19 protein-coding genes are annotated in these 15,692 nt (G+C 37.5%); 1 reads left to right on the top strand and 18 read right to left on the bottom strand.

Annotation, left to right across the window (positions count from 1 at the left end; translation table 11 throughout):
* The first annotated feature begins 57 nt into the window (after positions 1 to 57).
* Positions 58 to 306 (top strand): 30S ribosomal protein S20, encoded by a 249-nt coding sequence (gene rpsT / locus TP70_RS08980; protein WP_044361110.1) that lies wholly within the window; start codon positions 58 to 60, stop codon positions 304 to 306.
* Between the two features lie 127 nt (positions 307 to 433).
* Here the strand turns inward: rpsT and holA are convergent, their stop codons facing one another.
* The 18 genes from holA to TP70_RS08890 all read right to left on the bottom strand — a co-directional run bounded on the left by holA (position 434) and on the right by TP70_RS08890 (position 15,569).
* A complete protein-coding gene (gene holA, locus TP70_RS08975) occupies positions 434 to 1,408 on the bottom strand; it encodes a DNA polymerase III subunit delta (RefSeq protein WP_044361109.1) in 975 nt (324 codons plus the stop codon).
* Between the two features lie 69 nt (positions 1,409 to 1,477).
* Positions 1,478 to 3,520, bottom strand: a complete 2,043-nt coding sequence (locus tag TP70_RS08970) for a DNA internalization-related competence protein ComEC/Rec2 (protein WP_052502906.1) — start codon at positions 3,518 to 3,520, stop codon at positions 1,478 to 1,480.
* Positions 3,521 to 3,717: 197 nt separating this feature from the next.
* Positions 3,718 to 4,182: a ComE operon protein 2 gene (locus TP70_RS08965; protein ID WP_044361107.1), complete on the bottom strand. Its 465-nt coding sequence runs from the start codon at positions 4,180 to 4,182 to the stop codon at positions 3,718 to 3,720.
* Between the two features lie 72 nt (positions 4,183 to 4,254).
* Positions 4,255 to 4,908, bottom strand: a complete 654-nt coding sequence (locus tag TP70_RS08960; protein ID WP_044361106.1) for a helix-hairpin-helix domain-containing protein — start codon at positions 4,906 to 4,908, stop codon at positions 4,255 to 4,257.
* A 51-nt stretch (positions 4,909 to 4,959) separates the two neighbouring features.
* Complete coding sequence (locus TP70_RS08955) at positions 4,960 to 5,682, bottom strand: class I SAM-dependent DNA methyltransferase (RefSeq protein ID WP_044361105.1); 723 nt, start codon at positions 5,680 to 5,682, stop codon at positions 4,960 to 4,962.
* Positions 5,682 to 6,038, bottom strand: a complete 357-nt coding sequence (rsfS, locus tag TP70_RS08950; protein ID WP_044361104.1) for a ribosome silencing factor — start codon at positions 6,036 to 6,038, stop codon at positions 5,682 to 5,684. Before rsfS ends, TP70_RS08955 begins: the two co-directional genes overlap by 1 nt.
* Before the next feature lie 19 nt (positions 6,039 to 6,057).
* Positions 6,058 to 6,621, bottom strand: coding sequence for a bis(5'-nucleosyl)-tetraphosphatase (symmetrical) YqeK (gene yqeK, locus TP70_RS08945; RefSeq protein ID WP_044361103.1), 564 nt, complete (start codon positions 6,619 to 6,621; stop codon positions 6,058 to 6,060).
* Positions 6,614 to 7,180 (bottom strand): nicotinate (nicotinamide) nucleotide adenylyltransferase, encoded by a 567-nt coding sequence (gene nadD, locus TP70_RS08940; RefSeq protein ID WP_044361102.1) that lies wholly within the window; start codon positions 7,178 to 7,180, stop codon positions 6,614 to 6,616. Before nadD ends, yqeK begins: the two co-directional genes overlap by 8 nt.
* Positions 7,180 to 7,473 carry a ribosome assembly RNA-binding protein YhbY gene (gene yhbY / locus TP70_RS08935; RefSeq protein ID WP_044361101.1) on the bottom strand — a complete coding sequence of 98 codons (294 nt, stop codon included), beginning with the start codon at positions 7,471 to 7,473 and terminating at the stop codon, positions 7,180 to 7,182. The genes nadD and yhbY overlap by 1 nt, the downstream gene beginning before the upstream one ends.
* A gap of 18 nt (positions 7,474 to 7,491) precedes the next feature.
* Positions 7,492 to 8,295 (bottom strand): shikimate dehydrogenase, encoded by an 804-nt coding sequence (gene aroE, locus TP70_RS08930; protein ID WP_044361100.1) that lies wholly within the window; start codon positions 8,293 to 8,295, stop codon positions 7,492 to 7,494.
* 10 nt (positions 8,296 to 8,305) lie between these two features.
* Positions 8,306 to 9,406, bottom strand: coding sequence for a ribosome biogenesis GTPase YqeH (gene yqeH, locus TP70_RS08925; protein ID WP_044361099.1), 1,101 nt, complete (start codon positions 9,404 to 9,406; stop codon positions 8,306 to 8,308).
* A gap of 1 nt (position 9,407) precedes the next feature.
* A complete protein-coding gene (locus tag TP70_RS08920; protein ID WP_044361098.1) occupies positions 9,408 to 9,935 on the bottom strand; it encodes a YqeG family HAD IIIA-type phosphatase in 528 nt (175 codons plus the stop codon).
* A 72-nt stretch (positions 9,936 to 10,007) separates the two neighbouring features.
* The gene (gene mtnN, locus TP70_RS08915) at positions 10,008 to 10,694 is read right to left on the bottom strand and encodes a 5'-methylthioadenosine/S-adenosylhomocysteine nucleosidase (RefSeq protein WP_044361097.1); all 687 of its coding nucleotides are present in this window, start codon (positions 10,692 to 10,694) and stop codon (positions 10,008 to 10,010) included.
* 506 nt (positions 10,695 to 11,200) lie between these two features.
* On the bottom strand, positions 11,201 to 12,439 hold the full coding sequence (locus TP70_RS08910) for an NRAMP family divalent metal transporter (protein ID WP_044361096.1): 1,239 nt from the start codon (positions 12,437 to 12,439) through the stop codon (positions 11,201 to 11,203).
* 3 nt (positions 12,440 to 12,442) lie between these two features.
* A complete protein-coding gene (gene pxpA, locus TP70_RS08905; RefSeq protein ID WP_044361094.1) occupies positions 12,443 to 13,204 on the bottom strand; it encodes a 5-oxoprolinase subunit PxpA in 762 nt (253 codons plus the stop codon).
* A complete protein-coding gene (locus TP70_RS08900) occupies positions 13,197 to 14,561 on the bottom strand; it encodes an acetyl-CoA carboxylase biotin carboxylase subunit (RefSeq protein WP_044361092.1) in 1,365 nt (454 codons plus the stop codon). Before TP70_RS08900 ends, pxpA begins: the two co-directional genes overlap by 8 nt.
* Positions 14,562 to 14,574: 13 nt before the next feature.
* Complete coding sequence (locus tag TP70_RS08895; protein ID WP_044361091.1) at positions 14,575 to 15,021, bottom strand: acetyl-CoA carboxylase biotin carboxyl carrier protein; 447 nt, start codon at positions 15,019 to 15,021, stop codon at positions 14,575 to 14,577.
* A complete protein-coding gene (locus TP70_RS08890) occupies positions 15,012 to 15,569 on the bottom strand; it encodes a 5-oxoprolinase subunit C family protein (RefSeq protein WP_044361090.1) in 558 nt (185 codons plus the stop codon). The genes TP70_RS08895 and TP70_RS08890 overlap by 10 nt, the downstream gene beginning before the upstream one ends.
* Positions 15,570 to 15,692: the final 123 nt, after the last annotated feature.

Genomic DNA, 15,692 nt, shown 5'->3' with positions numbered 1-15,692 from the left:
AGTTCTGTTGTAATCAAAGTAATTTTGATACCAAGATGATTCTAGGAGGTGTCTTTCATGCCAAACATCAAATCTGCTATTAAACGTGTAAAAACAACACAAGCAGCTGAAAGCAAAAACATTTCACAAAAAAATGATATGCGTACTGCAGTGAAAAATGCAAAAAAAGCAATTGAAACTAATGCTGATAATAAACAAGAATTAGTAAGCAAAGCAATCAAACGTATTGATAAAGCTGCGCAAAAGAATTTAATTCATTCTAACAAAGCTGATAGAATGAAATCTAAATTAATGTCAGCAAAATAATCATAGTTAATACTATGTCGTGCCTCTAATGTTGAATGATTCAATGTTAGAGGCATTTTTTTGTTTAATAAAGGAGCGCTCCTGTAAACTTTAACGGCTTATATGTGCGCTCCTAAATACAATCTATTTATAAACTTAAAATAAACAACTCTAAAATTAATACTTTATCCATATAAGATGATTTCAACTTGTAATCCGTCTCGGCACACGCATTGATAATGTCGAGTAATTGCGCTAACTGATACTTCCTTGTCTGTTGCAATGCTAACTTCACACGATATGGATGAACGCCGACTGTTTTGGCAATTTGTTGTTGTGAATATCCTTTTTGACTGAGAATCAGTGATTGATAGTACAAGCGATAGTTACTCGTAATCAAGGCAAGTAACTTTATAGGCTCTTCTTTTAGCTTGATTAAATCTTTCATTAAAGCAATTGCTCGGTCTTTTTGCCCTTTTTGAATGTATTCCGTTAATAAGAAGACATTTTGTTCAAGACTTCGATTTACAATTGTCAGGACATCCGATTTTGTAATGGTCGGTTGATCGCCTATAAATAAGATAATCTTTTCCAGTTCTTGTTGAACGATACGATAATGAATACCCGTCAAACTAATAAGTGCATCTAACGCATCTTGCTTAATATCTTTGAACTGTTGATGCAATTGTGATTGGATCCATGCTTTCATTTCTTGTTCGGTAAATTGCTCTACTTTTTTTAATGACGCATGCTTCTTCAGTTGTTTGACGACTTTTTTTCGCTCATCAAGTTTCGTAGCATTCACTTGAAAGATAATCAATGTCTGACCATCATAATTTTCAAGGAACTGTATAAAGCCATCTAAATTCGGTTGTGTCGCTTTTGCTACCTTTTCTCCCGTGAATATATAACTATTCTGAACTAATACGACTTTTTTTTCTGAAAAGAATGGTAAAGTCATCGCCTCTTCCATAATGGCATTTAGTTCGGACTCGTATAAATTATATTTAACGAAATTAAAATCATCTCTCGGTTCTTGGTCTAAGTACTTATCAATAAGCTGATCACTTTCTTTATCAACGAGTTCAGGTACTTCTCCATATACGACATGCAAATACGACATGTGTTTCTTCCTTTCACAAATAAATGTATTCGTATTATAACATGCTTTTGTCTATTCGCATTGCAAATACTAATGATTTGATTGGCTGCTTACGGTGTATTGTTTTGATTGCCCTAGATTAAAGTTAATGATGATATGATGATTCGTTGCTGTACTGTAAATAGGAATTTCCTTTGTTCTAAATCGTTCTATAATAAGCGGACTCGGTAAATGATACATATTATGCTTTGCGACAGAAATTAATGCGAGTTTTGGCTTGATTGTTTCTAAAAAAGCCTCTGAGCTACTCGTTTTACTGCCATGGTGTCCGACTTTCAATATATCAACTTGCGGTAGCGTATAAGATGCCATTAATTTTTGTTCATTTTCTGTCGTTGCATCCCCCATTAATAAAATATGTGTTTGATGAATCGTAGCGAGCGTAACAATCGAATGTTCATTTGGGTCTTCACTTTCTTGAATATCGCTATTTAAAAATTGAAATGAAAAGTCACCTAGTTGAAGCTGTGGTAATTGATGATAATCTAACAAATGTGCATCTTCTAAAAACGCTACTTTTTTCACAAGACGACGATACGGTTCATCGAAATGATTAGGATTGATGATGATGTTCAATATGTTTACACGTTTGGCAAGATGTGCAATTTCGCCCATATGATCGGCGTGTGGGTGCGTAATCACAAGATAATCAATTTTGCGAATCCCTCGTTCTTTTAAAAATGGATACAATTTTCGATTCGTAATGGAATAATGGTTCTTAGATTGTTTTGAATGCTCCCGCTTACCACCTGTATCTATAAGTAATATCTTCCCTGTTTGTGTTTCAAATAAAATGGCATCCCCTTGCCCGACATCTATCACGGTCATGCGATTTGTATACTGTGGATGATAGAAAGTAATGATGAGTATCAATATGGCGACGAACAGCATTAATAAACGTCGTTGCTGTTTTGCAAGTAAGTAGGCAAATAGTGTTACAAAAACAATCAGCATGAAGTAACCCTGTTCTCCTAGTGAAGGAATGATCAGCTTCCAATATGTCAATGGTCTCAGTAACTTAATAAGCAAGTCATGTATATTAAAAAGTAAGTAAAAAGGGATTGTAAAAATAGCGAGTAAACTTGGAGAAACGAGTGCTATAAAGGTTGCTAGAAAAGAGAGCGGAATAATGCATAGACCGTAAAGCGGAATGAAAAAAAGATTCGATAAAAGCCCTAACCATTGGAGCTCATTAAAATGTTGATAGCTAATAGGTATTGTCGCCACCGTTGCAATAAAACTCGTTGTAAATAGTGCACGAAAAAAGTGTTGATGCGCATATGTTTGTCTAAGTGTGATCAGCAAAAAGCATATAGCATATGAAAATTGAAACCCGATATGATGATGGATTGTTGGTGTAACGATAGAGAGCAATATATAAGAAATTAATAAAATGTGTAAGGCAGCGAATTGAAACCAGCGGGCAAAAATAATAACGAGACAAGCCATGACGACCGCCCTTTGTGCACTTGGGCTATTGCCTGAAAAAATGAGAAAGAGTGGTAAAACAGCTAAAAGTAGTAGCTGTATAATGTACAGTGGAACAGGCAACCTTTTGCCAATGGTATAAAGCAAACCAGTTAAAATGGCAACATGTGTACCACTTACTGCAAATAAATGTGAAATACCAAGTGCTTGTAATGCTTGTTTTTCTTCAAAGGAAATATAATCCGTTGTACCTGTTACGAGTGCAATAATGTATGGATAACCTGGCATTTTACCGCGAATCAAGTGTTCTATCGCAATATTTCGCGCTAAAATGATGCGTTCAGTTAATGTGAGATCATCTTTAGATGTACATTGACTCGTATCAAGTTGTTTTGCAAATAATGTGGGGAACTGTGCGCTTTCATTGGGAGGTTTTATAGTGGCGTCTATGGGACATACATGTGTTGCCCAAAAATGTGCGTCATAATGCTGTGTATCTTGCCTAAAGCTACCGAAAATAAGATGATATTTTTCATTGTGGGCACGTACAACGGCACTAAAATACGTTTCTTTCTTAATGGGGACTGTTTCTATGTGCACTGACATGTGTACAGGCATTTCAGTGTCTTTCTCTGAAGTGTTCATTACCAGCTCATTCGGTTGAGATAGCATGTACGATTCTATAATATAGCCAAGCAAACATACTGCACACGCAACACATATGAATAATAGTCTTCGTTGCTTTATCATCATGCTTACGAGCAATATGATACCAATAAAAATTGCAGATAAAACATGATGATAAGCAAGCTGACCTAATATATATGCAAGAAGTAGATAAATCATTTTGTATCCATAATATAATTCGCGATACGCTCCGGTTCAAAAGGAATATGTTCGTATTTAACGCCTGACTGTTCTAATAATTTCAATGCATACTCATGATTATGGTAGTCTTTAGCATAATAAATCGTTTTAATACCTGCTTGAATAATCGACTTTGTACAATTAACACAAGGGAAATGTGTGACATAAATCGTTGCACCTTCAGTCGATACGCCTTGCTTCGCGCATTGTAATAAAGCATTCATTTCAGCGTGAATTGTACGTATACAATGTCCATCTTCTAACAAACATTCTTCATCAATACAATGGACTTCGCCGGCCACTGAACCGTTATACCCACCTGCGATAATGCGATTGTCTTTAATAATCGTTGCACCGACAGATAAACGTTTACAAGTGGAACGTAAAGCGAGTAAATGTGCTTGTGCCATAAAATAATCATGCCATTCTATTCTTTCCATTGTTTCACCCCTCAAATGGATTGTCTTTTTGATTATAACTGAATTTTTCAAAGGACACTAGTGAAGATAAGTTCAGACCGTGAAGTAACTGCTTAAATTTTCAAATGTTTTATCGCCGATGCCTTTAACTTCTTTTAATTCTTCGACTGATTGAAATTGCCCTTTTTCTTCACGATACGCTAATATAGCCTGTGCTTTTGCGGGCCCGATACCAGGAATTGTTGTCAAATCACTCAATTGTGCGGTATTTAAATTAATTGGTTGTCCTTGTGCGCCGTTCGTTGTGTTTGAAGTTGTTGCCCCGCTATTTTTAGTTTGCTCTCCTTTTTGTGGAATATAGATCATTTTTTGATCACTCAATTTTTCAGCAAGATTGATTTGTGATAAATCAGCAGTTGGTAAAGCTTCAGCCTTATCTAATAGTTGTTTCATGCGATCATCCGACATCATTTGATACGTATTTGGATGTTTCACAGCACCTTTAATATCGACAACGATAGCTGTAGGTTGTTGTGTCTGGGGCGACGACTGATGACTTAACTTTGTATCAGCTGAAGCGTTGTTCGTAACCGCTTCTTGTATCAAAGGTTCAGACGGCGTCACTTCACGCTGTTGAGAATGAAAGTTCAAGAGTAACACTATAATTGTGATAGCTAACAGTACACCCATTATTGCAAGCGCACGATTTTTCAGACACCACGCTTGTATTTGCGTAAAAATAGACATGATAAAACCTCCTTTACATCTTCATACACGTGTAAGGGAGGTTGATTACTTTTATTTGGTTGCAACGAAAAATAAACGATCACTCGTAGGATCATCCAGCGTTGGATCAAAATCATAAAATGTCGTGATTTTTTTAAAGCCGATGGATTCCAACATGTGATAATAAATCTCTTTATCTAACGTTCTTTGAAATTGTGATTCATCGTAACGCACGTATTGGCCGCTCTCTTGTTGCGCAAAAAAGACTAAATCATGCCAGACGCTATGTGGTAATTCTCCAGGCTCTGTTTGCCAGACGAGCGTCACATCTTCACGGTCATCAAGGTAAGTGGCCCCATTGAATTGTGTATCCATTTTGTGTGTTGTGTGCACGTCAAATATAAGGACACCCTCATTATTAAGATGTTGATACACATGATTCAATGTCGCTAATACGTCTTCTTCATCTGGCAAATAATTTAATGAATCACACAAAATTGTAATGACATCAAAGCGATGAGGTAGCGAAAAGTCTGCCATATTACCAACATGCCATGTTACGTTGTCAGATTTTCGCTGTGCGTAGTCGATCATTTCTTCACTTAAATCCATACCAACAACATGGTTAGAAAAATCTAAGAATCTTGTTGTGAGCGTACCTGTACCACAGCCTAGATCCAACATGTAATCAACATGTTGTTTAGGTAGGTATTGCTGCACGATTGCTTGCCATTGATCGTATGGTTGATCATCTGTCAATTGATCATAAAATGCACTCAATGTTTGATATGCCATTATGACTTAACGACCTCGTGGTAACCTAAAATTTCAGCGTCATGATATAGCTTTTCAAGGTTGTAATAATCACGTTCATCTTTATGAAATACGTGTACGACAACATCTGCTAAATCTAATAAAATCCAACGTGCTTCATCATAACCTTCCATACGTTTAACATGAATCCCTTGTTCTTCAGCTTGGTCTTTTACCGCTTTGGCAATCGCTTGTACTTGGCGCTCATTGTTACCATGACAAACTAAAAAGTAGTCTGCAATATCTGAGATACCTTGCATATTAATTGAAATGATATCCTCAGCTTTTTTATCGTCTGCAGCTTTAACACTTAACATTAATAATTCATTTGCGTTCATTTAATCATCCTCTAAAAAGTTAATTGAAATTGTAATAGTTGAGACAGTCAATGGTTGGTTGATACACACTGACATCTTTGCTCACTAAGTGTAACACAGTTCTTTTTGATATTTCATAAATTGTACGGTCTAGTCCTCCACCGTTGTAGACAAGATCACGAATTTCATCCACACCAGGTGTTTCTCGCTTAGGCTCAATGTAGTCTGCGATAAATACAAGTTTTTCGGTTTTACTCATATTTTTACGGCCTGTTGTATGGTAATGAATGGCCTGTAATACTTCTTCGTCAGAGACACCATATTGATGTTCCATAATGACTGCACAGATTGGACCGTGCAAGATTTCTGAACCGTAACTTAACAAGTCTGAATCCAGCTTGTATTTCGTCACTTGTTGATATAAATAACTTAAATCATCGTACTTGCAAAAGTCGTGTAAAATACCAGCAAGCTCAGCCTTTTCTTTATCCCCTTCATAAATTTCGGCAAGCTTCACTGCTGTTTCAGCAACACGCAATGAATGTTTAAAACGCTTTTTAGGTAACTTTTGTTCAACGAGTTCAATTGCAAATTGTTTATCCATATAATCCCCTCCTAGATATATACGACTCGACATTTAATGGCACCCACATATGAATCGTTTCTTTCTGCTTACATCTTTGGCGTATTTGTGTAGAACTGATTGCCATCTCAGGAATTTCAAGTGGCATAATTGATGAATCAGCCGCTTGAATATGTCGACCACGATTCACAACGACAAACGTCACAATCTGTTTTAATTCCTCAATGCGATACCATTGATTTAGTTGATCATATTGATCTGTTCCAATGATAAAAAAGAGTTTCGCGTTTGGTTCAGCTTGGTGTATGTCGTACAACGTATCATACGTATAGCTTTGTCCTTTACGTTCGATTTCATCCAATCGCAACGTCCCAAACCCTAAGTTATCTATCACTAATCGAATCATTGCAAGCCGATCTTCAATCGCAATGGGATCGTGATGTTCTTTTAATGGCGACATATAACTCGGCATAAAATAAAATGCGTCAGGTTTTAACGCGGCGTTGACTTCACTCGCAATCATTTCATGTGCACTATGAATAGGGTTAAATTGCCCACCATAAATGACGATGCGTTTCATTATGGTAACTCGATTTGTTTGTTTTCTTGAGATTCACGGTATAACACGATAATAGAACCAATCAATTGAACAAGATAGCTTTTCGTTGATTGTGCGAGTGTTTCTGCTAATTCTCTTTTATCATCTAAATTATTTTGTAAAATATGTACTTTGATGAGTTCGCGTTTTTCAAGCGCTTCATCAATTTGTACGATCATATTTTCATTAATCCCGGCTTTCCCAATTTGGAAAATCGGATCGATATGATGCGCTTCACTTCTTAAAAAACGTTTTTGTTTACCTGTTAGTGTCATAATGACCTCCTGTTTATATTATGAGTATAATTTTTGTTTGACATGTTCACGCATTACGGGGATATTCGCTTGTTGACCCGTCCAAAATTTAAAGCTTTCAGCCCCTTGATAGACAAACATATCCAACCCGTTATACGTGTCGTAGCCTTGTACTTTTGCAGATTTTAAAAAGGCTGTTTCTGCAGGAATATAAATAATATCACAAACTAAGACATCTTTTTTCAATTGTTGAAATGACACGACTTGATCAGTCGATTCGTGCATGCCAACGGGTGTTGTATTAATGATAATATCGTATTCATTTGCAATAGCATCAACATCTGACAGTGAATATGTTTCTACTTCAAATTGCCAGTCATTAAAACGTGACATCGTTCGGTTTGCAACAGCAATTGGCTGTTTCGTTTTATGTGACAATGAATAAGCAATCCCTTTACTTGCACCGCCAGCCCCAATAATTAAAATTTTAGCATTAGTTAAGTCACCGTAATAATCATTGAGCCCTTTCACAAAGCCAAGCCCATCCGTATTATGACCAATCCATCGTCCGTTGTCGATATAAACTGTGTTGACAGCCCCAATCGCTTTTGCCTCATCAGTCATAGCATCCAAATAAGGGATAATACGTTCTTTATGTGGAATTGTTATATTAAAACCATCCAAGTCATATTCTGAAATAATGTCACGAATATGATGAAAATGTGCAGGTGGAATATTTAAAGCCCGATATTCGTAGTCAAGCTGCAATGCTTCAAAATTCGCATGATGCATGATAGGCGAAAGTGAATGTTCAATTGGATGACCGATAACTGCAAACTTCATATTATTCCTCCTACATAATTGATGGACGTAAATAAACTTCTACATTCTCTGGCACAGTGACAACAACTTCAGCGCCCTCATCAATTGTAATAAAGCCGAGGCCTGCAATCATCACGTCTTTTTTACCGTCTTCTGTACGTAATGATACTTGTTTCAGTTGCTCAAAATCAAAGTGTTCGCGATTCGATGGAGGTGCTAATAAATCACCCAATTGTTCACGCCATAATTTGTCTGCTTTTTCAAGTTTTGTTCGATGAATATGTAATTCATTTGAGAAATAACAAATCAATGGTCGCTTTCCACCACTTACATAGTCAATTCTTGCTAAACCACCGAAAAACAATGATTGTGCCTCATTTAATTGGAACACGCGCTGCTTGATTTCTTTTTTCGGCATAATTAAGTTCAATTCTTTTGTTGTAACATAATGCGTCATTTGATGTGCTTGTACAACACCCGGTGTATCATACATATAGCTTCGATCGTCTAAAGGAATATCAATCATATCAAGTGTTGTCCCCGGAACTTTAGATGTTGTAATGACGTTCTTCTCACCGACACTCTCTTCAATTAATTTATTAACGAGTGTTGATTTACCAACATTTGTTGTCCCTACAATATAGACATCTTGGTGATGACGATGTTTCTCAATCGCTTGCATCAAATCTTCTATGCCATAACCTTTCATCGCTGACAATAACACAACCGCGTCTGGCTCAAGCCCATAAGCTTTTGCACTGCGTCTCAGCCATTCAGTTACACGACGTTTATTAATTTGTTTTGGTAATAAATCGATTTTGTTCGCTGCTAAAATAATTTTTTTATTACCAACGATGCGTTTTAAAGCATGGATAAATGACCCTTCAAAGTCAAAAACATCTACTAAATTAACGACAATACCTTGCTTATCTGCCAAACCGTTCAGCAATGTTAAAAAGTCTTCACTTTCCATACCAACATCTTGTACTTCATTGTAGTTTTTTAGACGGAAACAACGTCTACAGATGACATCTTCTTTTTCCAAACTCGCCTTGGGTACATAACCTGCTTCATTTGGATTTTCGGATTGTAACGTTGCACCACACCCAATACATTTTAATGCGTTCGTCATATTAAGACTCCTCCCAATTGATATAGCCTTTACGTTTAAAATGACTCAAAATACGACGTTCAATTAAACGGTTTAATTTCGTTGCTAAGCCGTCAGAGTTTTTCACTGGTACGACCATAATGGTATACAGACCACTACGGTTGCCACCAAACACATCGGTCATCATTTGATCGCCAATCACAACAACTTGATCTTTTTGTAAGCCCATTTGTTTTGTTGCTCTGCGCAATGATTTACCGCGTGGTTTTTGTGCTTTGAAAATATAATCTACGTTTAAATCTTTACAAAACGCTTTGACACGTTTTTCATTATTGTTTGATACAACAGTCACTTTAAAACCACGTTCATCCAATGCTTTAAACCATTCTTCAACTTTCGGCGTTGGATTCGCTTCATCCCAGCCAACAAGTGTATTATCTAAGTCTGTAATGACACCACGAATATTACGTGCTTCTAGTTGTCCAAAATCAATTTCGTGAATATCTTTCACGTATTGATTGGGTAAAAATAATCGCTTTAAAATCCCCATTATGTGCCTCCAAATTAAATAACTTCATTCCAAATATTATAGCATAATTACCGTATGAACCTGTATACCTTCTTACAGTTCTTTTACGAGTGCGTAGACCATGTCGCTTGATGATTTTGCAGCTACTTTTAAAAATTCATCGAACGTCATACCCGCTTCTCCATCTGCTAAGTCTGAAATCGCACGTGTCACGATAAATGGCTTACCAAACTGATAGCATGTTTGGGCAATCGCAGCAGCTTCCATTTCAGCTGCAATCGCTTGAGGAAAGTGTGTTAATATCACTTCACGTTGTGCTTCTGTGCCAATAAAACTATCTCCTGAAACAATCAAACCTTCCATCGCTGTCTGATCCAACGTTTGTAATACTTTTTTAACTGCTTCAATAAGTTTTAAATCGGCACTGTATGTTGCAGGCATACCTGGAATTTGTCCCATTTCATAGCCAAATGCACGTGCATCAGCATCGTGATAACCGACATTTGTGCTGACAACCACATCGCCTAATGATAAACCGGGTTGTAACCCACCTGCCGAACCGGTATTAATGATGTAATCGGGATTAAAATGATCGATTAATAAAGCTGTTGAAATAGCAACATTGACTTTCCCAATACCACTTTGTAGTAATACGACTTCTTTGTCAGCAAGTAATCCTTTATAAAAATGTGTATGTGCGATTTTTGTTTCTTCTAATTGTGTTAATTGTTGTTTTAAAATTTGTACTTCTTCTTCCATTGCACCAATGATTGCAATCATGATGTAGCCTCCTGTATATATGAACAAAATTTTTATTCAGTCGGTGCTATTTTACCATATTTATATGTGATTGCTCACATGATTTTATCCTTTCTCAGATTAATAAACTATAATAAAAGTGACCACTCTGCCTTGATTAAAAAGGGGAAATTCATTTAAATAAGTGAGTAAATATTTGTAAATGACAGTAGGTGTCTGAAGTGAGAATGCGTTTTAAAAAACTTTGGTAGCACTACAGATACCTTAGCTTTGTCGTCCCGATCCCTGAAACTGTCTAATCGTAGAATAATTGTTTGTTTCATTGAAGGCGAGCCATACAATAATAATCTAGCTTTTGTTTTGTAGCCATTATAAGCTGTTCATTTTAGGTCGTTGATGCAGCTTGAAAAGCAACACTTACTTATTTAAGCTATCCATTTAATCTGAAAAAACACGATGCATTTACTGCAATGAAAAAAGCCAAGACAACATAAATTGTCTCGACTTTAATACATCTCTTAATGAAATTATTGGTTCCAAAGGTCAGCTAAACCTTGGAATGCGAAAAATCCAGTAAATAATGTTACAACGACTGCGACGATACCGAAAACTAACATCCAAGTTGGGTGTTGATAGTCACCCACAATACGCTTGTTTTTCGAAGCAATAAGGATTGTTCCTAGTGTAATCGGAAGAATCAAGCCATTTAAAGCACCAGCGATAATCAGTAATTTTACTGGTTTACCGATTGATAAGAAGATAAGCGTTGAAATTAAAATAAATGCAATCACAACATAGTTATCATACTTGTTCAATTTATTGTGCAACGTCTTAATGAATGTGGTACTTGTGTAGGCAGAACCAATGACAGATGACATCGCTGCCGCAAACAATACGACACCGAAAATATTTTTACCGATTGGTCCGATTGCGTGTTCAAACACAGATGCTGGCGGGTTATCAGGGTTTAATGAAACGCCTGTTACAACAACACCTAGCACTGCTAAGAATAACAATCCACGCATGACACCTGTTGTTAAAATACCTGTAATCGCTGAACGATTGACAAATGGGATAAAGTCTTGTCCTTTAATGTCTGCATCTAAGATACGGTGTGCACCAGCGAATGTGATGTACCCACCAACCGTTCCACCGACTAATGTAATGATCGGTAAAACGAGTGCCGCTGGGTCTTCTGGTAAAATCATATGTTTCGCTGCATCAGCATATGGTGGATTTGATTGAACCATAACATATGCAACGACACCAATCATTAAAACACCTAATAACATTGTGACAATATCCATCATTTTTTGACCGTTTTTAGAAACGAATACGAGAATTGAAATGACCGCTGTGATTGTAGCACCGATGCGGACATCTAATCCAAAAATAGCATTCAATCCTAGACCTGCACCGGCAATGTTCCCGATATTGAATGCGAGACCACCGATACCGATTAAAATCGATATAAATGTACCTAAACCTTTCACGACTTCGTTGGCAATTTCTTGGCCGCGGTAACCCGTTACAACGAGTACACGCCAAATATTAATTTGTGCCCCAATATCAATAATGATTGATAATAAGATGGCAAACGCAAAACTCGCTAAAAATTGTTGTGTGAAAACTGCTGTTTGCGTTAAGAATGCTGGTCCGATTGCTGACGTTGCCATCAAGAAAACAGAACCAAGCAATAAACGCCTGTGTGCTTTCGTAAATTGGAATTCCCCTGGATTTTCGATTTTGTTCGAATTAGATTTCATACATTAACCCCCTATTTTGACTATCTCGACATTGACCTCCGATAATTTCTCTCTGATCTGTTTCACAAATTCTAATGCGTGCGCACCGTCCCCATGTACGCAAATTGTATCAGCAGAGATATTAATTTCTTCACCAGTAATCGCTGTTGTCTTCCCTTCAGTTACCATGCGAATAACTTGTTGTATTGCTTCTGATGTATCTTCTATGAGTGCTCCTGGTTTTTTTCTGCTTACAAGTTGTCCGTCTTTTTCATAACGACGGTCTGCAAAAACTTCAGACGCTATTGGTAAGCCTACTTTTTGTGCTTCATCTAACAGTAGAGAATTGGACAAACCAACTAAGTACAGATTTGGATCGACTGCATAGACCGCTTCTGCAATTGTTTTAGCAATCGCTCGGTCTTTGGCACCCATTTGATAAAGCGCCCCGTGTGGCTTGACATGATTCAGTCGTACTTCGTGAATGTCACAAAATGCTTTCAATGCCCCAATTTGATAAACCATCATATTATAGATTTCTTCTAAAGACATATCCAAGTTGCGACGACCAAACCCTTTTAAATCTGGAAAGCCTGGGTGTGCACCAATACTTACATTGTGTGCTTTGGCATATTTTACCGTTTCTGCCATCACATTTTCATCACCTGCGTGGAAACCACAAGCAACATTGGCAGATGTGATAAGCGGTAGCACAGCTTTATCATTCCCCATCGTGTAGTTGCCAAAACTTTCGCCTAAGTCACAGTTCAAATCTACCTTAACCATGGTGAGCCCCCTTAATAATGTCATGTCTTTCTAAAAACTTAATGTCTACGTCACTTGCATCCCCTTCACAATATGGTGGATAAGATAAGACAGCATATAAAAAGTCTGCAGTTGTTGTGAAGCCATCGATAATCATCTCATCTAAAGTTACCTTTAGCTTATCGATTGCATGTGTGCGTGTCTCACCTTTTACAATCACTTTTGCTACGAGTGAATCGTAGTACGAGGAAACAGTATAACCGCTATAAAGTAGCGAGTCAACACGCACATTAAATCCTTGTGGCAAATGTAATCTTTGGACAGTTCCCGGTGTTGGTCGGAAAGCTTGTTCAGGGTTTTCAGCATTAATACGTGCTTCAATAACATGCCCTTCAAATGGAATATCTTCTTGCTTTAACCCCAATGTGCCGTCTTGCATAATGCGCAATTGTTCACATACAAGATCAACATTTGTGCGCATTTCCGTTACCGTATGTTCTACTTGAATACGTGCGTTCATTTCAATAAAGTAATACGCATCTTCAGTTACTAAAAATTCAATAGTCCCTGCACTGCGATAATTCGACGCACGTGCAACTTTAACCGCATCATTACACATTTTTTCACGTTTCTCCGGTGTCAATGCACTACATGGCGATTCTTCAATTAACTTTTGGTTTTTACGTTGAACCGAACAGTCACGTTCCCCTAAATGAATGAAATTCGTTTCGCCATCACCTAACACTTGCACCTCAACGTGTTTGGCAACTGGAATAAACGCTTCTACATAGACGCGATCATCGTTGAAGTATTTATTCCCTTCACTTTTGGCTTCTTTAAATGCTTGCTCTAGCATGCTTTCATCTTTAACGATACGAATCCCTTTACCACCGCCGCCACTCGCAGCTTTTAATACGAGCGGATAGCCTAATGATTCAGCAAGTGCTTTTACTTCTTCAACAGATTCAACCGCACCTTTAGAGCCCGGAATAATCGGAACGCCTGCTTGGTCAACCGTTTGACGCGCTGTAATTTTATCCCCCATAAGCTCCATCGTTTTCTTCGTAGGTCCAATAAAATAAAGGCCTTCTTCTTCTACTTTTTCAGCAAATACAGGACTCTCCGATAAGAAACCATAACCCGGATGTACAGCATTGGCATTCGTAATCTCTGCAGCAGAAAGGATATTATGAATATTAAGATAACTGTCTAGTGGGTTTGCATTCCCAATACATACCGCATGATCAGCTAGTTTAACGTGCAAGCTATCTTCATCGCCAACCGCATATACCGCGACAGATTCCATATTCATTTCGCGTAACGCACGGATAATTCGAACGGCGATTTCACCTCTATTTGCGACTAATACTCGATACATCAGTATGTCCCCCTTATTTTAATTTAACGATACATTGATTGTGTTCGATATTTTCTCCATGATCAACAAGGATTTCGACAATTTCACCGCTCTCATCCGCTGTCACCTCATTCATCACTTTCATCGCTTCAACATAGCCGATAATATCGCCTTTTTGAATAACATCTCCCACTTTAATCACTGGTTTTGTCAGTTCTTTTTCATCTTGTAAATAGAACGTACCAATCATTTGTGAACGTATTTCTTTAAAATCATCAACCGGTGATTCTTCTTGTGGCTGCGTAGCTTGTGTTTGTGGCGTTACTTGTGCAGGAGCAGCCGGTGTAAACGCATAGTCTTCATTTTGTTGCGTTGCTGGCAAATCCAATTCAAGTTCCATTTCGTCATCGCCATATCTGAAGTGTTTCACACCATATGTTTTTAATAAAGTGAGTGTTTGTTCAATTTGTTTTAAGTCCATGGTATACTATCTCCTTTTAATACACTTTTAATTTTTCGTTGAGTTGGTCGTATATTTTTCAAATAACGTTTTGGGTATCTTCTAAGCTTTTCTTTCGCATCTGCTAACTTACGCCCTTTACGTGCAAGAATTTCGTTCGCTTCATTAAATGTTACCCATTCAAAACGAATGACTTCACCAGGACGTTTTTGAATGATGTCGACAATATCACTATCTATGACAGTCCCGATTTTTGTATAGCCCCCGACTGTTTGGCGATCATTCAACAAGATGATTGGATTCCCATCTTTCGGTACTTGAATACTTCCTAATGCAACGGGTTCAGAAATAATATCTGCACTTTCCATTGGTTGGATTGAGCCACCTTTTAAGCGGTACCCCATACGGTCTGAACTTTCTGAGACTTGAAACTCAATATGTTCAATTTCTGCAATCGTACGTTTTGAAAACGACTCTAGTTGTGGACCGTCCATAATCCCAATCGGTAAATTACTTGCAGCACTGAAACTTTTAAAGTCACTTGAACGCCCTATCAGGCTAATATCCATATTAGAAGCACGTAAACTGGACCCTATAGATTAGACACTAAAAAAAGAGTGTCGGTCTATAGGGTTATTTTAATGTATAATTTGAGTAACTACTCTAATGACTGAGAGGTGCAAATTGATGAG

Source organism: Staphylococcus microti (genome assembly GCF_000934465.1).
GTDB lineage: Bacteria > Bacillota > Bacilli > Staphylococcales > Staphylococcaceae > Staphylococcus > Staphylococcus microti.
The sequence above is the reverse complement of the archived record's forward strand: the minus strand, read 5'-3'. Positions and strand labels throughout refer to the sequence as shown.

Coding starts and splice junctions, on each gene's coding strand:
- yhbY (WP_044361101.1), bottom strand. CDS start 7,473: ATGACACTAACAGGTAAACAAAAACGTTTTTTAAGAAGTGAAGCGCAT.
- yqeH (WP_044361099.1), bottom strand. CDS start 9,406: ATGACGAACGCATTAAAATGTATTGGGTGTGGTGCAACGTTACAATCC.
- TP70_RS08970 (WP_052502906.1), bottom strand. CDS start 3,520: ATGAACACTTCAGAGAAAGACACTGAAATGCCTGTACACATGTCAGTG.
- mtnN (WP_044361097.1), bottom strand. CDS start 10,694: ATGATTGCAATCATTGGTGCAATGGAAGAAGAAGTACAAATTTTAAAA.
- TP70_RS08965 (WP_044361107.1), bottom strand. CDS start 4,182: ATGGAAAGAATAGAATGGCATGATTATTTTATGGCACAAGCACATTTA.
- rpsT (WP_044361110.1), top strand. CDS start 58: ATGCCAAACATCAAATCTGCTATTAAACGTGTAAAAACAACACAAGCA.
- yqeK (WP_044361103.1), bottom strand. CDS start 6,621: ATGGATAAACAATTTGCAATTGAACTCGTTGAACAAAAGTTACCTAAA.
- TP70_RS08900 (WP_044361092.1), bottom strand. CDS start 14,561: ATGTATCGAGTATTAGTCGCAAATAGAGGTGAAATCGCCGTTCGAATT.
- pxpA (WP_044361094.1), bottom strand. CDS start 13,204: ATGGTTAAGGTAGATTTGAACTGTGACTTAGGCGAAAGTTTTGGCAAC.
- rsfS (WP_044361104.1), bottom strand. CDS start 6,038: ATGAACGCAAATGAATTATTAATGTTAAGTGTTAAAGCTGCAGACGAT.
- TP70_RS08955 (WP_044361105.1), bottom strand. CDS start 5,682: ATGGCATATCAAACATTGAGTGCATTTTATGATCAATTGACAGATGAT.
- holA (WP_044361109.1), bottom strand. CDS start 1,408: ATGTCGTATTTGCATGTCGTATATGGAGAAGTACCTGAACTCGTTGAT.
- TP70_RS08895 (WP_044361091.1), bottom strand. CDS start 15,021: ATGGACTTAAAACAAATTGAACAAACACTCACTTTATTAAAAACATAT.
- nadD (WP_044361102.1), bottom strand. CDS start 7,180: ATGAAACGCATCGTCATTTATGGTGGGCAATTTAACCCTATTCATAGT.
- aroE (WP_044361100.1), bottom strand. CDS start 8,295: ATGAAGTTTGCAGTTATCGGTCATCCAATTGAACATTCACTTTCGCCT.
- TP70_RS08910 (WP_044361096.1), bottom strand. CDS start 12,439: ATGAAATCTAATTCGAACAAAATCGAAAATCCAGGGGAATTCCAATTT.
- TP70_RS08890 (WP_044361090.1), bottom strand. CDS start 15,569: ATGGATATTAGCCTGATAGGGCGTTCAAGTGACTTTAAAAGTTTCAGT.
- TP70_RS08960 (WP_044361106.1), bottom strand. CDS start 4,908: ATGTCTATTTTTACGCAAATACAAGCGTGGTGTCTGAAAAATCGTGCG.
- TP70_RS08920 (WP_044361098.1), bottom strand. CDS start 9,935: ATGGGGATTTTAAAGCGATTATTTTTACCCAATCAATACGTGAAAGAT.